This is a genomic window from Bacillus sp. L381 (assembly GCF_030284525.1).
Taxonomy (GTDB): domain Bacteria; phylum Bacillota; class Bacilli; order Bacillales; family Bacillaceae; genus Bacillus; species Bacillus amyloliquefaciens.
Genome location: NZ_CP127224.1, coordinates 2182336 through 2200494 on the forward strand (window position 1 = coordinate 2182336; position 18159 = coordinate 2200494).

The window sequence follows — 18159 nt, forward strand, 5'->3', positions numbered from 1 at the left end:
CCTCACTCCCCGAACAGCCCGCGGATCGCCTTTTGCTGCGAATCCTCTCTCATTAAAGATTCTCCGATCAATACAGCCCGCGCCCCGTGCTTATTGACGAATTTCAGGTCAGCCAAAGAACCGATGCCGCTTTCGCTGACCAGCAGACAGCCGTCCGGCACAAGATCCGCCATTTTTTCCGTTTGTGAAACAGAAGTACGGAACGTTTTTAAATCCCGGTTGTTTATGCCGAGAATTTCCGGCTGAAACACCTGTAAAATCCGTTCAAGAACGGTTTCATCATGGACTTCCACGAGAACGTCCATATCCTTCTCACGGGCTTCCAGATAAAGCTCATGAAGCTTTGAAGGTTCCAGCGCTTCCCCGATCAGCAAAATCGCATCGGCGCCGATCCGGTACGATTCCTCCACCTGCAGGGAATCAATAATAAAATCCTTTCTCAGCACGGGAAGAGAAACGGTTTGTTTAACATCTGTCAAAAATTGATTTCTTCCCTGAAAAAAACGGGTATCCGTCAGAACAGAGATGGCATCCGCTTTGGCGGCTTCATAATCTGCCGCAATCTTTTCGGGAACAAAATGCTCTTTAATCAGTCCTTTAGACGGCGAAGCTTTTTTTACTTCGGCGATCAGTCCGATAAAACGGTTCGGGTTCAGAATCGCTTCTTTAAAGGATCTCCGTTCAATTTGACGGATTTCCGGCAGCACGATGGATTTGACTTCTTCTTTTTTCTGCTGAATGATTTGATCAAGCATATATTTCTTCCTCTTTCTGTTTCAGACGTTCGAGCTGCTTTTTGGCATCTCCGTTTTGAATGGTTTCTAAAGCTGTTTTTGTTCCTTCTCCCAGATCTTTTGCAAGACCTGCCGTATAAATGGCCGCGCCCGCATTTAAGGCGGTAATGTGCAGAGCGGATGACGGGGCTTCATTTGCAAAAATATTCTGAATGAGGAGCGCGCTTTCTTCCGCTGAACTCACCTGAATATCCTTCAGTGAACCTTCTGCAAAACCGAATTGTTCGGGTGACACGGAATATTCCAGACGTTCCCCGTTTTTCAGCTCAATGACATCGGTCGGTGCTGTGATGGACAGTTCATCTAATCCGTCACGCGCCGACACAAGCATGACGTGCCTGACATCAAATTGTTCCAGAGCGCTTGCCATCAGGCGCGCTTTTTCAGATGAATAGACGCCGATCACCTGCCGCTTCGCCTGCAGCGGGTTGCTGAGCGGGCCGAGCAGGTTAAACACGGTTCGGAAGCCAAGCTCTTTTCTCGCGGCGGCGACGTGCTTCATTGACGAATGAAACAGCGGGGCAAACAAAAACCCCATTTGTTTCGTTTCGATGCTGCGTTTGACGCTGTCTGGAGTGGCTTGAATGGAAACCCCCAGTTTCTCCAGCACATCCGCGCTGCCGCTTTTTGACGAAACGGAACGATTTCCGTGCTTGGCAATTTTAGCTCCGGCGGCAGAGGCTGTAATTGCCGCTGCCGTCGATATGTTAAACGTAGAAATCCCGTCTCCGCCTGTCCCGCACGTATCAACGACATCCTCGAAGCCATCTGCCGCTTGTGCACGCGCACGCATCACTTTCACAAATCCGGCGAGCTCCTCCGCCGTTTCACCGCGGTGGGCTAATACTGATAAAATACCGCCGATCTCAGACTGAGACATGTCTCCGTTCATCATCATCTCCATCAGCTTTTCGGCTTCTCCGGTTTTCAGCGTGCGGCCATTAACGCACAATTGCAGAAATTTGTTCATCAGTCTTCTCCTCCCCGCCAGAAAAGATGTCTTCTGCAATTTGAATCGTTTTTAAAAGCGCCCCCGCTTTGCTGCAGCTCTCTTCATATTCAGCTTCCGGGACGGAATCAGCGACTATTCCCGCGCCCGCCTGCACCGACGCCGTACCGTTTTTGACACTCATGGTGCGGATGGTAATACACGAATCAATCGAACCGTCAAATCCGATATAAGCGATACATCCGCCGTAGGTTTCTCTTGAAGTCGGTTCTAATTCATTTAAAAGCTGCATCGCGCGGATTTTCGGAGCGCCCGTGAGTGTTCCTGCCGGGAATGCCGACATCAGCGCGTCAACGGGATGGACGCCCTGTTTTAAACGGCCGGTTACAACGGAAATGATGTGCATCACATGAGAAAAAGAAACGACCTTTGTGAATTCAGGAACGGTTACGGAACCATACTCCGCGACTCTGCCGATGTCATTGCGCGCCAGATCGACGAGCATGTAATGTTCAGCTTTTTCTTTTTCGTCATTCATCAGCTCTTTTTTCAGGCGTTCGTCTTCTTTTTTTCCGGCGCCCCTTCTTCTCGTTCCGGCAATCGGATGAATTTCCAGATGCCTGTCATGCACACGGATCAGCCGCTCTGGCGAACTGCCGACAATGTCTCTGTCCGGCAGTTTGATATAGTACATATAAGGTGAAGGGTTGACGATGCGAAGCACCCTGTACAGCTCAAATGAATTTCTGGATACCGGGATATCAAACTTTTGCGACAGCACTCCTTGAAAAATGTCTCCCGCTTTTATAAATTCTTTCAGCTTATTGACGCCGGCCATAAACCCTTCTTTCGTATAATTAGATGTCACATTGGCAAAGCTCGGCGTGTCAAACGTTTCCTTTGAAAAAAACGGCTCTTTTATATCCTTCGGTTCTGTTAAAATACCGATAAGCTCCCGAAGGTCCGCGCAATTTTCTTTAAAAACGGCCCGTTTTTCTTCTTCTGTCTCCCGGCCGTTAAGCGCCGCATATTGAATAAAATGCACTTGTTTCGTTTCGTGATCGTACGCAATGATTTTCCGGCAGACAAACAGCATGCATTTTTCCAGATCTGTTTCTTTCGCATGCCGTCGCACAGAAGGCTCGATCAGAGGAATCATGTCATAGCTAAGATAGCCGACTGCCCCTCCCGAAAATGGAATATCAAGCTCGGGCGTTTTAATACGGAAGCTTTCATTCATCCAGTCAAGCACGGCTCTTAATTCTCCGGCTTCAAACAGCGTATGCCCTTTCGGATCAGCGGCAGCGAATGTGTTATGACTCTCTTTAATTGTGATGAAAGGATCGAGGCCGATAAAAGAATATCTTGACCAGCTTGACGACTCATCCTTGCTTTCCAACAGATACGTAATGTTTCTGTCCAGTTTTTCAACCATCTGAATGGGTGTGATCGTGTCGACTGTAAAAGTCTCTGCGATTGGAATGGTGCGGTGTGTCAGACTGTCCTTTAAAAATAAAGAAACATCCGATTGTAAATTCATGATTCTCCTCCTTGCGGTAAGGAGAATGAGATGAAGAGTGAGAGGAGTGTTGCGTATAAGAAATAAACCCAAAAGAAAGGCTTCTTTTGGGCAGAATAAAACGTGTTTATCTCAGCTCAGCTAAACTCATTCTCTGCTACCCTATTCTAAACTCAACTGTTCAATATCTTACTTATCAGCTTTATACACACTCTTGTGTATTTCTAAGCTTTGTTTATCGTATTACATGTCAGTATTTTTTGTCAATGATAAATCCGGTCTTAACACAACGGCTTTTTCTAGATAAACATGTCTGATTTCATCCTGAGGCGTATCCGTCTGAACCGTCATCAGGACGCGGACACACTTTTTCAGAGCACCGGCGACATCCATTTCCTGCATGCACGTCACCGGGACGTACTGCCATCCGGAAAGGCTGCGGACCGCTTTTGCCGGAAATACAGAATGGATGTCAGGCGTGGCGGATAACAGGATCTGCACAACGTCTTCCGGTTTGCATCCATTTTGTTCAATGATTTTTTCAAGCAGCTGCTGTGTTTTTTCTAAAATTTCTTGTTCGGTGTCTTGCTCCACCGTTGTTGCTCCGCGAATGCCGCGTATCATCATGCTGTTTCCTCCATTCGCCATTTGTTCAGCAAGTTTTCAAGCTCATCTTTTGAAAGCATACAGTCCTGTGCTTCGCCTAATTCCTTCAATACGATGAACTGAGTCATGCCTCCGCGTGTTTTTTTATCATTCATCATTCTGGCGGACAGAACAGGCGTTTCGATATCTTGTCTGATGCTTCCCGGGTAGCCGAGTCCTCTCAGCCATTGCGTGAGTTCTTTTCTGTTCATCTTGCATCCCGCAACCTGTTCACTTACGTAAAGGGCAAACTGCATACCGAGGGCTACTGCATCTCCATGTGTAATCCGGCCGTAGCCGTATTCCGCCTCAACGGCGTGGCCGAGCGTATGGCCGAAATTCAGGAAAGCTCTTATCCCCTCTTCCTTTTCGTCCTCACGCACGACGGCCGATTTTATTGAAATTCCTTTATAAATCATTTCATTCAGCTCAGCGCTTGTCAGTCCGTGTAACGTATCAAACGTGAGCAGCTTTTCTAAAAAAGCGTGATCAGCGATAAACGCATGTTTGATTACTTCAGCCATGCCCGATCTCAGCTCTTGTTCCGGCAGGGTTTTCAGAAGCTCTGTATCATAAATCACCGCTTTTGGCTGATAAAACGCGCCGATTAAGTTCTTTCCGAGTTTATGATTGACAGCCACCTTGCCGCCGACCGCGCTGTCATGGGCCAGCAGCGTCGTCGGCATTTGGATGAAATCAATTCCGCGCATAAAAGTCGCTGCGCAAAAGCCGGCCAAATCACCCGTCACGCCGCCTCCGAACGCGATCATACATGAGGAACGGTCCATATGGAAAGCGATTGCTTCCGTTTGAATCCGTTCATACTCTTCCAGTGATTTCGCTTCTTCTCCGCTTGGAACGATCACTTTTTTCACGTCCCATGTTTCGTTTAAAAGCGTGAACATTTCATCACCGTAAAGCCGGTCGACTTCAGCATCGATAACGAGCAGAATTTTTGTCAGCGGCCTGTTCAGCGAAGCCAAAAGGGCAGCGGCCTGTTTCCTAATGCCTTCACCGATATACACGGGATATGCGGAGGAAGCTGTCCGAACCTCAAGCTCCTTCATCAGAATTCCCTCGATAATTTTCTCATATTTTCTACATTTTCTTTGATGCGGTCAATTTGGTCGAGGCCGAATTGTTCTACGACGGCATTTGCGATTTCCCAGGCCACTGCTGCTTCTGCCACTACGCTTGCTGCAGGAACGGCGCAGCTGTCTGAACGTTCAATGCTCGCTGAAAACGGTTCTTTCGTTTCAATGTCGACGCTTTTCAGCGGCTTGTATAAAGTCGGGATCGGCTTCATAACGCCGCGTACGACGATCGGCATTCCTGTCGTCATACCGCCTTCTAATCCTCCGAGCCTGTTTGTCGCCCGTGTATAGCCTTTCTCTTCATCCCACACGATTTCATCATGAACATCACTGCCGTTTTTGCCGGCCGCTTCAAAACCGATGCCGAACTCTACGCCTTTAAACGCGTTAATCGACAGAACGGCAGCGGCGAGCTTGCTGTCCAGTTTACGGTCATAGTGGACATAGCTTCCGACACCGACGGGCATGCCTTCGACAATCACTTCAACGATTCCGCCGATTGAGTCGCCGTTTGCCTTCGCTTCATCAATGGCTGCCATCATTTGACGGCCTGCTTCTTCGTCATAGCATCTGACCGGTGATTCTTCAGTTACCCGCTTGAGATCTTCAATGGATGTGTAATCGGTTTTCTCGGCTTTTACCCCGCCGATTTGCAGAACATGTCCGGCGACTTTAATGCCGAGCTCCGCTAAAATCTTTTTAGCAACGGCTCCGGCAGCCACGCGAACCGTTGTCTCACGCGCGGAAGATCGTTCTAACACATTTCTCATATCGCGGTGATTATACTTAATGGCCCCGTTTAAATCTGCGTGCCCAGGTCTCGGTCTTGAAATCTGGCGTTTCATTTCACTTTCTTCTTCTTCTGTAATCGGTGCTGCCCCCATGATTTTTGTCCAGTGGGTCCAGTCTTTATTTTCTACAACGAGCGCGATGGGTGAACCGAGTGTCCGTGCATGCCGCACGCCGCTCGTGATCTTCGCCCTGTCCGTTTCAATCTGCATACGGCGTCCGCGGCCGTGCCCTTTTTGACGTCTGGCAAGCTCAAAATTAATGTCTTCCTCAGTTATATAAAGCCCCGCAGGCACTCCTTCTATAATCGTCGTCAGCTGCGGACCGTGTGACTCTCCGGCTGTTAAGTATCTCATTTCTTCCTTCTCCCTTCATCACATTAACGCTTTTAAGTAAAACTATAACACAAGTTTTCATAAAATGTCTTCTATCTTTTTTGATAAAAAAATGTATCGGTGCTTTCAAGGCCGAATTTTTCCGGGCTGAAAATCTGTTCTGTGCTTCCGACAAACAGAATTCCGTTCTTTTTCAGGCTGCCCGCCATTTTCACATACAGCTCTTCTTTCGCTTTTTCAGTAAAATAAATAAAAACGTTGCGGCAGACGATCAGGTCAAAATCCTGTTCATAGCTGTCAGCAAGCAGGTTGTGCCGCTTAAAACGGATGTTTTTCTGAATCTCTTGCTTTACTTGATAGCTGTTGTCGTCCTGCTTGGTGAAAAAGCGGCTTTTTACGGAAGCCGGCACCTCTTGCAGCGAGCGCTCCTGGTAGATGCCCCGCTTGGCTTTGCTGAGCGCCTTTTCATCAATATCTGTCGCCAATATATCAAATCCGGCCAGTCCCGTCTGCTGATTGAGAATCATCGCCAAGGTATAGGGTTCTTCCCCCGTTGAACAGGCCGCACTCCATATTTTTAACGGTTTGTTATGGTTTAATAACGGAAGAATGGAAGTTTCAAGAACTTCCCACCGTTTATAATTTCGGTAAAATTCAGAAACATTGATCGTCATCCTGTCCAATGTTTCATTTAATAATAGCTTGTCTTTTTCCAAAGCGGCGGCAAATTCCTGAAAGTCTCTGAATCCCTTTTTTTCATAAAGGGACGTCAGCCGCCTTTTCATCTGTGCTTCTTTGTATAAAGATAAATCAACGCCGGTTATTTTTTTCCACTTCGTGATAAAAATTTCGTAAGGCTCCATTGCTTCTCTCCCAATCTCGCTGTCTTTTGTCCTAGTATAGCCTGTTTTCTTTCTAAATTGTATGATTTCAATAAAAAAATCAGCCCGCAGGCTGATTTGTAAGAAATGAAAAGACAGGGCAGCAAGGCCTCTGTCTTTCTTAAACGATGTAAACCTTTTCATAATACGAGAAAAAGAAAGGCTGACGGCTTAGTACACCCAGTCGGCCATTAATTTTTGATACGGTACAAGCTCTTCCTGTTTAAAGAAAATCTGAATTTCCCGCTCAGCGCTTTCTAAGGAGTCTGAACCGTGGATGATATTTTTGCCGACAAACATGCCGTAATCACCGCGAATCGTGCCCGGCAGTGCGTCTTTCGGGTTTGTTTTTCCGATTAGCTGTCTTGTGATCTCTACTACATTTTCCCCTTCCCATACCATTGCAAATACGGGTCCTGATGTAATGAATTCCACAAGCTCGCCGAAAAACGGTTTCCCTTTATGTTCAGCATAATGGTTTTCAGCCATCTGTTCTGAAACTTGCATTAGCTTGGCTCCTGCCAATTGTAAGCCCTTACGTTCAAATCTTGATAAAATCTCTCCGATCAGCTGGCGCTGCACGCCGTCCGGTTTTACCATGATAAAAGTTTTTTCCATAAGATTCTCCACCCCATCATTATGTATAGGCTTTCAAGTTGCACACCGAAATCGTAACATCTTTCTGACAATTAATCAATCCAGGGCGGAGAATGTTCACATCTTGTTCGTAAAAGGGGTTTAAAATTTTCGTTTGCCGATATATTTGGCGATTGCGGCCAATGATGAGCGCGCACGACCTCTCGGCAGTGTATTCAGCTTTTCAAATGCTTTTTTTAAGTACCTGTCACTGACGGCCATTGATTTTTCAATCGCGTCTGTGCGTTTTATATTTTCAATAATGGGGGCGAGCTGCTCCTGTGTTGTTTCACTGTTAATTAATTTCAGCTGATTTCTCAATTCAGGCTGACGCAGCGCGTACAAAACGGGCAGAGTGACATTTCCTTGCAGCAGATCTCCTCCGACCGGTTTTCCCAGTTCCTCTTCAGTGGAAGTGAAATCAAGAATGTCATCAATAATTTGATAGGACATGCCTACGTAATAGCCGAACCAATATAATGCTTTATGAATCTTCTCATCAGCTCCCGAAGCGATTGCGCCGAGCTGGCAGCTGACGGCGATGAGAAGAGCCGTTTTCCGTTTGATGCGGCGCAAATAGGTTCTGAGGTTTTGTTCCATATTGTATTTATCTCTGATCTGTTCAATTTCTCCGAGGCAAACTTCTACGATGGTTTTGGACAGGATCCGGTGGGCTTTCGGCTCATCGAGTCTCGTCATCATCTCAAGCGAGCCCGCAAGCATATAATCACCGGTGTACATGGCAATGCGGTTGTCCCATTTGGCTTTAATGGTCGGCTTTCCTCTCCGCAGCTCGGCGTCATCGATGACGTCGTCATGCACGAGGGACGCCATATGAATCATTTCCAGCGTCACCGCTACATATTTTATTTTATTAATGTCATAGTCACCGAACATGCCGGAAAGCAATACGAAAACAGGGCGGATGCGCTTGCCTCCCGCCTGAAGCAGATGGAGCCCCGCTTCGCTCAGCAAGGGATAGTCAGACCGCACCGTCTGCTCAAGCTCCCTTTCGATCACATCAATATCGTCATTTAAAAAAGAATAGGCCATTTTAAATTTCATATCATTCACCCAAACATCTGTATATTCATCATTTCCAACCGATATGCGTAGCGGCCACTCCACCGGTAAACGAATGGTATTTGACATTCGTCAGGCCCGCTTCTTCAAACAGACGCGCAAGCTCTTTCATACCGGGAAATTCTCTTGCTGATTCTTGCAGCCAGGAATATTCTTTATAGCTCTTTGCAAACATTTTTCCGAAGAAAGGCATGATGTATTTAAAATAGAGGAAATATGCCTGTCTGAAACCGAACATTTCCGGCTGGGATGTTTCTAGGCATACGACCTGCCCGCCCGGTTTGACGACCCGCCGCATTTCTTTCAGCACGGTCAGATAGTCGGGAACGTTCCGCAGTCCGAAGCCGATGGTGACAAAATCAAAAGAATTATCATCGAAAGGGAGTTCCATCGCATTTCCGTGCAAAAGCTCAATTTGGCTGTAACCGCCCTCTTTTACTTTTTTCTCGCCGATGCTCAGCATATTTTTGCTGAAATCCAGTCCTTTGATTTCGCCGCTTTTACCGGCCGCTTCTGCGAGGGCAATCGTCCAGTCAGCCGTTCCGCAGCAGACATCAAGCGCTTTTGCGCCTTCTTTCACATTCATGATCTGCATCGTTTTGTCGCGCCATTTTTTATGCTGCTGAAAACTGATGACAGAGTTCATTTGGTCATAATTTTTGTAGATTTTTTCAAACACGCCGTGTACGCGCTGTTCTTTTGACTCCTGCATGTTGATTACCCTTCTTCCACTTTCTGATGATATGTTTTGTCTTGGCTGATCGCTTGAAGCCGGTTCAGCATTAGATTTTGGATTGGTGAATTGAGCGGCAGCAGCGTTTCAATACTTTGCTTCGCCTTTCGGAAGCTTTCTTCCAGTATGTCAGCCTTTGATTTTCCTGACTTTACAATATTGCCGATGACATCGAGAAATATAGCATTGCCGTTCATCAGCCGCTTATATACAAAAAAATCACTCGCCAGCTCTTTCCAGCGCGGAAGATTGAAGTGGTCTGACACTCTGTGAAACAGGGCCGCTTCCACAATCGCCATGCTTTCAATCAATTGATTCAAGTCATTGACAGACCGATCGTACAGACGGATTTTATGCTCATTGATTTCTTTAATTGCCGTAGCGAGCGTCCGAATCATATAGATATCCTTCATTTCAGATAAAAGCGAATAGTACAGTCCGCTGAAATAGTCGCCGGCAAGCACGGTTAGCTGCCGGTTTTTATTTTCGTCTCGCTTTAACGCTCTGGCTGTTGTCACTTCATCGTGGGTATCAAGGGCGCTTTGGACAAGCATCGCAGTTACTATGTAATTTTCTCTGTCGTTGTTCTTAATGTCAGCCTCTTCAAACAAAGCGTGAAAAAGAAGTAGCTTATCCTCATCGATTTTCGGCGCAGAAATATGTTTCGCTAAATAAGGATGAGACAGCTTTTGTTTTAATTTCGTATTTAAATTCGCTAAAGTTCCGTAGATGTCTTGCAAAAATATCACCCTTGTCCCCAAATTCACATTTATTCTAATATGTATGAGATTTATTCGTCATTATTATACGCAGGTATCATTATAGCATAAAAAAAAGAAATTGGCTGTATTCTCCCGCCGTTTGCGGGCAATCAGCAAAAGCGGGAAACAGCCGGCTTATTTTTTTTCGCTGTTCATTTCTCCGTAAGCGGTCTGGATGAGGGCGTTGCCTCTCACTTTGATGGCGGATGTATGCTCTGTAAACTGAGCGATAATCACTTCACCTTTGTCCAGTTTTTCGGAATGGTGGAATTTCGTATCTGTTCCTCTCGTTAAACCGATGACGTTCACACCGTCCTCGACCGCTTTAATGACGACAAAATCACTTGAATGCTTTGAATTCATATCTGCACCCTCTATCATTATTAATCCGCACGTTTAATATGTTCTAACACTTCAGAACGCGCCGCTGCGTCATCTTTAAAAATACCTCTTACAGCGGAAGTTACTGTTTTTGCCCCTGGCTTTCTAACGCCTCTCATCGTCATGCACATATGTTCAGCTTCGACGACAACCATGACGCCGTGGGGATCTAAGGTTTCTACGATGCTTTCTGCAATCGTTGAAGTAATGCGCTCCTGCAGCTGCGGGCGTTTTGAGACAGCTTCCACCGCACGCGCCAATTTACTCAGGCCCGTCACTTTTCCGCCGCGCGGAATGTAGGCAATATGCGCTTTTCCGTAAAAAGGAACAAGATGATGTTCACACATAGAATGAAACGCGATATCTTTTACAAGAACAAGCTCCTCATGATCCTCGCCGAAAACGGTTTTAAAATGCTCTTTCGGGTCTTCGTTTAATCCCGAGAATACTTCAGCATACATTTTTGCTACGCGTTTCGGCGTATCTAAAAGCCCTTCCCGGTCCGGGTCTTCTCCAATCGCCTCTAAAATCTGGCGAACTGCCTGTTCAATCTGTTCTTTATTAACTTCTTTCATTGTCTGTGTCCTCCACCATTGAATACATTTAATTTCGATTCTAGCACATTTGCCGCGCCAAAAGCAAAACGAAAGTCCTGCCGGAGACCGAGGCTGCTTAAATATGAAAAGCCCCTTTATCAAGGGGCTTTTCTGTGAAGAAACAAAGTGTATGTATCAGATGCATACACGATCTATATTCACAATTATTTTCCTGCAACAGCGTCTTTAAGAGCTTTACCTGGTTTGAAAGCAGGTACTTTGCTTGCAGGGATTTCGATTTCTTCACCTGTTTGCGGGTTACGTCCTTTACGTGCAGAACGCTCGCGCACCTCAAAGTTACCGAAACCGATCAGTTGGATTTTATCACCATTTTTAAGTGCATCTAAAATCGTATCAAAAACAGAATCAACTGCTTTTGTAGCGTCTTTTTTAGACAATTCGCTTGCTTCTGCAACCGCATTGATTAGTTCTGTCTTGTTCATGCCTTTCACCTCCTCCCAAAAGGGTATTAATTCAGCAGTTTATTATCATTTCTTCACAGTTCAGTCTGATTCTAAACCTGTCTGATAAAAAATCAATCCAGGGAAGAACAGACAAGTAAACGGCTTTTCATAAGAAAACAGACACTTCGAGGAATGTTTGTCCAACAAAGTGAAGATTTTCTGTAAGTAGAGTAACACATATAAAAAGCCATATCAAGCATTTTAAAGCCCCAATCCCTTGCTCGTCAAGGTTTTCACGTGTTTTCCCGAACAAATATTCCTTTTTTTGCTTTTTTCCTCCTAATCCTTGATTGATTTCCAGTATCTAAGCAGACATAAAAAAAGACCCCCCGTATCAGGAAGAGGTCCTTCAGCTTACAAAATAATTGCGATCAGGCCGCCTGAGCCTTCGTTTATAATTCTCTCCAGCGTTTCTTTCAGTTTATATCTCGCATTTTCAGGCATGAGCGACAGTTTTGCCGAGATTCCTTCTCTCACAATCGAGCTCAATGATCTTCCGAAAATGTCAGAGTTCCAGATAGAAAGCGGATCATCCTCAAAGTCCTGCATTAAGTAGCGGACAAGCTCTTCACTTTGTTTTTCCGTCCCGATGATCGGAGCGAATTCACTTTCCACATCTACTTTGATCATATGAATGGACGGGGCGACCGCTTTCAGCCTTACTCCGAACCTTGATCCCTGTCTGATGATTTCCGGTTCATCAAGGCTCATATCCGTTAAGGCCGGAGCGGCAATGCCGTAGCCGGTCTGTTTCACCATTTTCAGCGCGTCTGATACCTGATCATATTCCTTTTTCGCGTGGGCGAAGTCCTGCATTAATTCAAGCAGGTGGTCTTTTCCGCGGATTTCGACGCCGACCACTTCTTTTAAAATCTGGTCATATAAATGATCCGGCGCGTATAAATCAATTTCCGCGACACCCTGGCCAAGTTCAATTCCGGCCAAGCCTGCGCTTTCAATAAACTCAAACTCACTGAAGTGGCCGACAACCCGGTCGACGTCGCGCAGGCGTTTGATATCTTTTACGGTTTCTTTCACTGATTCCTGGTAACTCTCTCTGAGCCAGTGATTTTCTTTCAGCACCATGACCCAGCTCGGAAGGTTGACATTCACTTCCAGCACAGGGAACTCGTAAAGCGCTTCTCTGAGGACGCTTAACACATCTGTTTCCCGCATGCTTTCAACACTCATGGCGAGGACAGGAATATCATATTTCGCGCTTAATTCAGTTCTGAGCGCTTCTGTTTCCGGGTGATACGGCTTCACCGAGTTGATGACCATAATAAACGGTTTGCCGACTTCCTTGAGCTCGTCAATGACTCTTTCTTCCGCTTCTACGTAATCGCCCCGCGCAATATCGCCGATTGAACCGTCTGTCGTAATAACGACCCCGATTGTGGAATGTTCCTGGATGACTTTTCTCGTACCGATCTCCGCTGCTTCATGAAAGGGAATCGGTTCTTCGTACCATGGTGTATTGATCATTCTCGGACCGTTTTCATCTTCATATCCCTTCGCCCCGGGAACAGTGTATCCCACACAATCCACAAGGCGGATATTGACATCAAGTCCTTCCGCCACATGTACGGACATGGCTTGATTCGGCACAAATTTTGGTTCTGTGGTCATAATCGTTTTTCCTGCTGCGCTTTGCGGAAGCTCATCCTGCGCCCGCGCTCTGTCGGCTTCATTGCTGATATTCGGGAGCACCACGAGCTCCATAAATTTTTTAATGAATGTAGATTTCCCTGTACGGACAGCGCCGACGACTCCTAAGTATATATCGCCTCCTGTTCGTTCAGCGATATCCTTGAAAATATCGACCTTTTCCAAGTGATCCCCTCCCGGACTTCCTATCCTTATCATTTTTCATTCACCATTCTTCAATCAAATACAGGACACTATATGTGTATGACGTTGTCCTATTTCAATATGACATCTTTAGAAAATTTTCAGGCAATCTTTTCTATCGGAATCAAAAAAACCTTTCTCCCTATTTGTATGCGCGGGAGAAAGGTTCATTCCTGTTTCGTTTTACTTTCTAAAAAAACGGGTTCCTGTTTTTCATTTACGGTGTATTTGACTGAAAAGGCCGGGACGAAGGGAGTCTCTTCCCATAAAATATCCTGAATTTCCGCGCCCGGTTTGATTTTCTTTTTGTTTTCTTTCAGACAACGGGCGAGATCGACGCGATAGTCGGCATAGATTTCTCCGTCAGCGCCGATTAAAAGCGGCAGAGACGTGCCTGAAACCGGACTTTTGACAGAAGGAGAGTCTTTCATGCCGAGCTTTTTTTTATTTAAAGTGAACAGCCCTTTTGAAACGGTGTCCTCATAGGGTGGATATGTATGCTTTTCCTGATACATTTTGACACGCAGCTTTATGTCGCGGATTGCCTCCGCCATTTGGAGATCGATCAGCTTCACAGTCGGCTTATTTTCCACATCGACAAGCACGTATTGGTACATTCCTCCGCTTTCAAAAGCAGAGGACGGCGGCTCCTCTATATATCTGGGCGCGAGCCGCTTAAAATCTATCGGATATTTTTGATAGATCGGTGTTTTCATATCTTTTGTCTGAATCGGCAGAAGTCCGCCGTTCGCCTTTTTAAATTCATCCACTGCCGCTTGAACCTGCTGAAGCTGAAGCTTGTAAGATACTTTATTTTCAGTTTTTTCCGCTTCAGGATACAGACAGCCGGACAGCAGAAGCACCGCAATTGCCGTTATGACGGCCATTTTTAACTTATGCATTCCGCGCCCCCTTTTTTGCTTTATTCATTGACAGGCCCGCTGAAAACGACCATTAACACGATCAATCCCGAGATGACCATACAGGCATAAGCGAGTGAAGAAACTGCTGCTTTTATCAGCCTGTTTTTAACTTTGTACCTGCTGACATAAATAGAGGCCACCGCCACAAACATTAATCCCATAGCACCAAGCGCAAACCACATTTTCATCAATGCCACACTCACGTCCGTGCCCCCCGTCCAATCATTGTAAGCGTTATATTTCATTTTAATATACAAATGTTGAAAAGATCAACAGGTTTTCCATCTATTGAAAAAAACAAAAAAAACTGAAGCAAAGAGGGGGACTTTGCTTCAGTCAAGTTGACTATATTCACCTATACGCCTGAGATACACTCTCTTGGACTTCGATGCTATAGTATGCGTAGATGCGTACGTCTGCATCCTCTTCTGCCTAAATCAGCAAATGTTTTGAGCGATTTCAGCCGGAGAGTTCTGCGTTTTGGACTTTCGTCACTTCAGAATATGCTGACGGCATATTATTGTCACTTTACCCGGTTTTCGAATGTGTTGACCAAGTCTTCCATCTCATGGGTTTTCACTCTGGCCATTAAGGACTCTACGGCCGTTTCTACCTTCTGCCCGTTAAATAACACTTGGTGAAGCGCCTCTGTAATCGGCATTTTCACTTGGTATTTTTGAGACAGCTGATACGCCGCTTTCGTCGTCCGCACACCTTCAACAACCATTCCCATCTGGTCAAGGACTTCTTCAAGCTTATACCCTTTTCCAAGCAGGTTGCCGGCGCGCCAGTTCCGTGAATGAACGCTTGTACACGTCACAATTAAATCGCCGACGCCTGTCAGGCCGGAAAAAGTAAGGGGATTTCCGCCCATCTTTGTGCCGAGTCTGGCGATTTCAGCAAGACCGCGGGTGATTAAGGCCGCTTTTGCATTATCTCCGTATCCCAATCCGTCTGTAATTCCCGCTGCCAGAGCGATGATGTTTTTTAGAGCTCCCCCTATCTCAACACCGATCATATCCGGATTGGTATACACGCGGAAATGCTGGTTCATAAATAAATCCTGAACCGCTTCTGCAGCCTCGATATTTTTTGAAGATGATGTAACGGTCGTCGGGTGTCTTAATCCGACTTCCTCAGCGTGGCTCGGTCCTGAAAGCACGACGATGTCTTTTCTGTACTCCTCAGGCAGCTCCTCCTCCATTAATTCTGAAATGCGGAGAAGCGAATCCGGCTCAATCCCTTTGCTGACATGAACAAAAATCGAGTGTTTCGGGATGTAAGGCAGAGCCTTTTTCAGCACTTCCCGAATGGCTTTTGTCGGAACCGCCACAATGATGAAATCAGCTCCTTTTAAAGCCTCGCTTACATCAGCTGTTCCGATGATAGAACTTGATAGCTCCACCCCGGGCAGATAATCTTTGTTTTCATGCAGTTCGTTGATTTGATCGATCAATTCGGCACGATGTCCCCACATCATGACTTGATGTCCGTTATCAGCCAGCACTAAAGAAAGTGCAGTGCCCCAGCTTCCCGCTCCAAGCATTGCCACTTTTTTCATCTCTGTATCACACCTTTTTATTTTCTTGCTCTTGCAAATATTTTAATTGGCGTACCTTCAAATCCGAAAGCATCCCGGATTCGGTTTTCTAAAAAGCGTTCATAAGAAAAATGCATCAGTTCCGGATCATTGACAAAAACAACGAAGCTCGGCGGCTTAACAGCGACTTGAGTCGCATAATAAATTTTCAGGCGTGAGCCGTTGTGCGTCGGAGTCGGATTCATGGCGACCGCATCCATGATGACGTCATTTAAGACATTTGTCTGTACGCGGAGAGAGTGGTTTTCACTCGCTTTAATAATCGCAGGCATGAGTGTATGAATCCGCTTTGTCGTCAGTGCCGACATAAACAGCACCGGCGCATAATCGAGAAATTGGAAATGCTCGCGTATATTCTGTTCAAATTCTTTCATCGTACTTTCGTCTTTATCAACGGCATCCCATTTGTTTACGATAATGACGACGGCTTTTCCGGCTTCATGGGCGTATCCGGCGATCCGCTTGTCCTGTTCGAGGATGCCTTCTTCTGCGTTCAGCACAACGCCGACGACGTCTGAGCGGTCAATGGCTTTTAACGCCCGAAGCACGCTGTATTTTTCTGTTGTTTCATATACTTTTCCCTTTTTTCTCATCCCCGCAGTGTCGACGATCACGAATTCCTGCTGGTTATAGGTGAATGCCGTATCCACAGCGTCTCTTGTCGTACCCGCCACGTTGCTCACGATAACCCGCTCTTCGCCGAGCATCGCATTGACAAGGGAGGATTTCCCGACATTCGGGCGGCCGATCAGGCAGAATTGAACGACATCATCATTATACTTCGTTTCCGGAATGTTTTTAAAATGCTCGGCACAAGCATCGAGCAAATCTCCCAATCCCAAACCGTGAGTACCCGAAATAGGGTACGGCTCTCCAAAGCCGAGCGCATAAAAGTCATAGATGTTCGCTCTCATTTCGGTATTATCTAATTTATTAACGGCTAATACGACCGGTTTTTTCGTCCGGTACAGTATTTTTGCCACTTCTTCATCCGCAGACGTCACACCTTCGCGGCCGTTCACCATAAAGATGATCACATCAGCCTCGTCCATGGCAATTTCAGCCTGCTGGCGGATCTGTGTCAGAAACGGTTCGTCTCCGATATCAATTCCGCCCGTGTCAATCAGGTTAAAATCATAATTCAGCCATTCCGCCGAACTGTATATCCGGTCCCGCGTCACTCCGGGGGTATCTTCTACTATTGAAATTCTTTCACCCGCAATCCGGTTAAAGATTGTGGATTTTCCCACATTCGGTCTTCCGACAATGGCTACGACAGGTTTACCCATAGTACCCTTCCTTTCAATCCAGCCGCTTACATTTTCACAAAAATTGTTCAACCGGTTATTAAAAATCATCTTCGCTATGAAAAGAACCCTTCAAACAGAAGGGCTTAACTCATTTATTATATCAGTTTTCACTGAGATCACAATGTATTCTTCAAAATGTTTCGCATTCATGTAACAGTCTCCGTCCGTTTTCAAGACATTTTTGTCGCCCCTTTGCCCTGCTTTTTGCTTTTTTGGCTGATGCGTGCGGCGAGCTGTTCATATGTAGTCAGCCCGACAAGCAGGATCACTCCCGCCGAGCAGCCTGAAAGCCATTGATAGCCGCCGACGGCTGCCGCACCCGCAATTTTATGAATGACCGCTGAATACAATAGCTCTCCTTGGCACATGCCGAGAACAAAAAGACAAAGCCTTTCAGGAAATCGCCCCTCAACAGAGACCGTAATCACGGTAAGCAGTATGACCGCCGCCCATTCAGGTTTTATGATAAACCAAACAGGGTCATATAATGCAAAAAGAAAAATAAAGCCGTACGCTGCCGAAGCCGTCAGATGAATCACAATATAACGAAGCCGTTTATGCATGCCGAGACTCCCCGCGTAAGCGAATGCCGCAGCAAAAAACATGACATATGCCGCGTTCAGCGTAAAATAAGCCGTCATCTGATGTATGCTTGCCATCATATTAGTCAAAATAAAGACTGATACGTAAAAACGGCTTTTCGTTTTGGCAAAAATAAAAGTCGCAAGTATCCATAAAAACCACATCGACCAGTAATAATAAAACGATTCCATAATCGCTCCTCCTCTGACCAGTATGGAGCGGTAACGTATTTT

Annotated in this window: 20 protein-coding genes; all 20 read right to left on the reverse strand. The window is 46.0% G+C overall.

Annotated features, from left to right (window positions below):
• Positions 1–2: 2 nt before the first annotated feature.
• The 20 genes from trpC to QRX25_RS11030 all read right to left on the reverse strand — a co-directional run bounded on the left by trpC (position 3) and on the right by QRX25_RS11030 (position 18117).
• The gene (gene trpC, locus QRX25_RS10935; protein WP_212098307.1) at positions 3–755 is read right to left on the reverse strand and encodes an indole-3-glycerol phosphate synthase TrpC; all 753 of its coding nucleotides are present in this window, start codon (positions 753–755) and stop codon (positions 3–5) included.
• The gene (gene trpD, locus QRX25_RS10940; protein WP_065981766.1) at positions 748–1764 is read right to left on the reverse strand and encodes an anthranilate phosphoribosyltransferase; all 1017 of its coding nucleotides are present in this window, start codon (positions 1762–1764) and stop codon (positions 748–750) included. The genes trpC and trpD overlap by 8 nt, the downstream gene beginning before the upstream one ends.
• The gene (gene trpE / locus QRX25_RS10945; RefSeq protein WP_212098309.1) at positions 1736–3283 is read right to left on the reverse strand and encodes an anthranilate synthase component I; all 1548 of its coding nucleotides are present in this window, start codon (positions 3281–3283) and stop codon (positions 1736–1738) included. The genes trpD and trpE overlap by 29 nt, the downstream gene beginning before the upstream one ends.
• A 222-nt stretch (positions 3284–3505) precedes the next feature.
• Positions 3506–3889 (reverse strand): chorismate mutase, encoded by a 384-nt coding sequence (gene aroH / locus QRX25_RS10950; protein ID WP_065981768.1) that lies wholly within the window; start codon positions 3887–3889, stop codon positions 3506–3508.
• A complete protein-coding gene (aroB, locus tag QRX25_RS10955; protein WP_013352682.1) occupies positions 3886–4974 on the reverse strand; it encodes a 3-dehydroquinate synthase in 1089 nt (362 codons plus the stop codon). The genes aroH and aroB overlap by 4 nt, the downstream gene beginning before the upstream one ends.
• Positions 4974–6146 (reverse strand): chorismate synthase, encoded by a 1173-nt coding sequence (aroC, locus tag QRX25_RS10960; protein WP_013352683.1) that lies wholly within the window; start codon positions 6144–6146, stop codon positions 4974–4976. The genes aroB and aroC overlap by 1 nt, the downstream gene beginning before the upstream one ends.
• 71 nt (positions 6147–6217) lie before the next feature.
• A complete protein-coding gene (locus tag QRX25_RS10965; protein ID WP_115997575.1) occupies positions 6218–6988 on the reverse strand; it encodes a protein-glutamate O-methyltransferase in 771 nt (256 codons plus the stop codon).
• A gap of 189 nt (positions 6989–7177) precedes the next feature.
• On the reverse strand, positions 7178–7624 hold the full coding sequence (ndk, locus tag QRX25_RS10970; protein ID WP_013352685.1) for a nucleoside-diphosphate kinase: 447 nt from the start codon (positions 7622–7624) through the stop codon (positions 7178–7180).
• A gap of 120 nt (positions 7625–7744) precedes the next feature.
• Complete coding sequence (hepT, locus tag QRX25_RS10975) at positions 7745–8707, reverse strand: heptaprenyl diphosphate synthase component II (protein ID WP_045510990.1); 963 nt, start codon at positions 8705–8707, stop codon at positions 7745–7747.
• 28 nt (positions 8708–8735) lie between these two features.
• Positions 8736–9437, reverse strand: coding sequence for a demethylmenaquinone methyltransferase (menG, locus tag QRX25_RS10980; RefSeq protein WP_013352687.1), 702 nt, complete (start codon positions 9435–9437; stop codon positions 8736–8738).
• Positions 9438–9442: 5 nt separating this feature from the next.
• Entirely contained in the window at positions 9443–10198 is a 756-nt protein-coding gene (gene hepS / locus QRX25_RS10985) for a heptaprenyl diphosphate synthase component 1 (protein WP_014470046.1), read from the reverse strand.
• A 156-nt stretch (positions 10199–10354) separates the two neighbouring features.
• Positions 10355–10582: a trp RNA-binding attenuation protein MtrB gene (gene mtrB, locus QRX25_RS10990; RefSeq protein WP_003153449.1), complete on the reverse strand. Its 228-nt coding sequence runs from the start codon at positions 10580–10582 to the stop codon at positions 10355–10357.
• Between the two features lie 20 nt (positions 10583–10602).
• On the reverse strand, positions 10603–11175 hold the full coding sequence (folE, locus tag QRX25_RS10995; RefSeq protein WP_003153448.1) for a GTP cyclohydrolase I FolE: 573 nt from the start codon (positions 11173–11175) through the stop codon (positions 10603–10605).
• 185 nt (positions 11176–11360) lie between these two features.
• Complete coding sequence (gene hbs, locus QRX25_RS11000; protein WP_003153447.1) at positions 11361–11639, reverse strand: non-specific DNA-binding protein Hbs; 279 nt, start codon at positions 11637–11639, stop codon at positions 11361–11363.
• Positions 11640–12014: 375 nt separating this feature from the next.
• Positions 12015–13493 (reverse strand): stage IV sporulation protein A, encoded by a 1479-nt coding sequence (gene spoIVA, locus QRX25_RS11005; protein ID WP_065981772.1) that lies wholly within the window; start codon positions 13491–13493, stop codon positions 12015–12017.
• A 185-nt stretch (positions 13494–13678) separates the two neighbouring features.
• Positions 13679–14413 carry a YphF family lipoprotein gene (locus tag QRX25_RS11010; RefSeq protein ID WP_065981773.1) on the reverse strand — a complete coding sequence of 245 codons (735 nt, stop codon included), beginning with the start codon at positions 14411–14413 and terminating at the stop codon, positions 13679–13681.
• Between the two features lie 20 nt (positions 14414–14433).
• Positions 14434–14637, reverse strand: a complete 204-nt coding sequence (locus QRX25_RS11015) for a DUF2768 domain-containing protein (RefSeq protein WP_014470045.1) — start codon at positions 14635–14637, stop codon at positions 14434–14436.
• Positions 14638–14957: 320 nt separating this feature from the next.
• The gene (locus QRX25_RS11020; RefSeq protein WP_212098312.1) at positions 14958–15995 is read right to left on the reverse strand and encodes an NAD(P)H-dependent glycerol-3-phosphate dehydrogenase; all 1038 of its coding nucleotides are present in this window, start codon (positions 15993–15995) and stop codon (positions 14958–14960) included.
• Positions 15996–16012: 17 nt separating this feature from the next.
• Positions 16013–17323 carry a ribosome biogenesis GTPase Der gene (der, locus tag QRX25_RS11025; RefSeq protein ID WP_013352693.1) on the reverse strand — a complete coding sequence of 437 codons (1311 nt, stop codon included), beginning with the start codon at positions 17321–17323 and terminating at the stop codon, positions 16013–16015.
• A gap of 191 nt (positions 17324–17514) precedes the next feature.
• Positions 17515–18117 carry a YphA family membrane protein gene (locus QRX25_RS11030; protein ID WP_212098315.1) on the reverse strand — a complete coding sequence of 201 codons (603 nt, stop codon included), beginning with the start codon at positions 18115–18117 and terminating at the stop codon, positions 17515–17517.
• Between the last annotated feature and the right edge of the window lie 42 nt (positions 18118–18159).

Coding starts and splice junctions, on each gene's coding strand:
- trpC (WP_212098307.1), bottom strand. CDS start 755: ATGCTTGATCAAATCATTCAGCAGAAAAAAGAAGAAGTCAAATCCATC.
- trpD (WP_065981766.1), bottom strand. CDS start 1,764: ATGAACAAATTTCTGCAATTGTGCGTTAATGGCCGCACGCTGAAAACC.
- trpE (WP_212098309.1), bottom strand. CDS start 3,283: ATGAATTTACAATCGGATGTTTCTTTATTTTTAAAGGACAGTCTGACA.
- aroH (WP_065981768.1), bottom strand. CDS start 3,889: ATGATGATACGCGGCATTCGCGGAGCAACAACGGTGGAGCAAGACACC.
- aroB (WP_013352682.1), bottom strand. CDS start 4,974: ATGAAGGAGCTTGAGGTTCGGACAGCTTCCTCCGCATATCCCGTGTAT.
- aroC (WP_013352683.1), bottom strand. CDS start 6,146: ATGAGATACTTAACAGCCGGAGAGTCACACGGTCCGCAGCTGACGACG.
- QRX25_RS10965 (WP_115997575.1), bottom strand. CDS start 6,988: ATGGAGCCTTACGAAATTTTTATCACGAAGTGGAAAAAAATAACCGGC.
- ndk (WP_013352685.1), bottom strand. CDS start 7,624: ATGGAAAAAACTTTTATCATGGTAAAACCGGACGGCGTGCAGCGCCAG.
- hepT (WP_045510990.1), bottom strand. CDS start 8,707: ATGAAATTTAAAATGGCCTATTCTTTTTTAAATGACGATATTGATGTG.
- menG (WP_013352687.1), bottom strand. CDS start 9,437: ATGCAGGAGTCAAAAGAACAGCGCGTACACGGCGTGTTTGAAAAAATC.
- mtrB (WP_003153449.1), bottom strand. CDS start 10,582: ATGAATTCAAAGCATTCAAGTGATTTTGTCGTCATTAAAGCGGTCGAG.
- folE (WP_003153448.1), bottom strand. CDS start 11,175: ATGAAAGAAGTTAATAAAGAACAGATTGAACAGGCAGTTCGCCAGATT.
- hbs (WP_003153447.1), bottom strand. CDS start 11,639: ATGAACAAGACAGAACTAATCAATGCGGTTGCAGAAGCAAGCGAATTG.
- QRX25_RS11010 (WP_065981773.1), bottom strand. CDS start 14,413: ATGCATAAGTTAAAAATGGCCGTCATAACGGCAATTGCGGTGCTTCTG.
- QRX25_RS11020 (WP_212098312.1), bottom strand. CDS start 15,995: ATGAAAAAAGTGGCAATGCTTGGAGCGGGAAGCTGGGGCACTGCACTT.
- der (WP_013352693.1), bottom strand. CDS start 17,323: ATGGGTAAACCTGTCGTAGCCATTGTCGGAAGACCGAATGTGGGAAAA.
- QRX25_RS11030 (WP_212098315.1), bottom strand. CDS start 18,117: ATGGAATCGTTTTATTATTACTGGTCGATGTGGTTTTTATGGATACTT.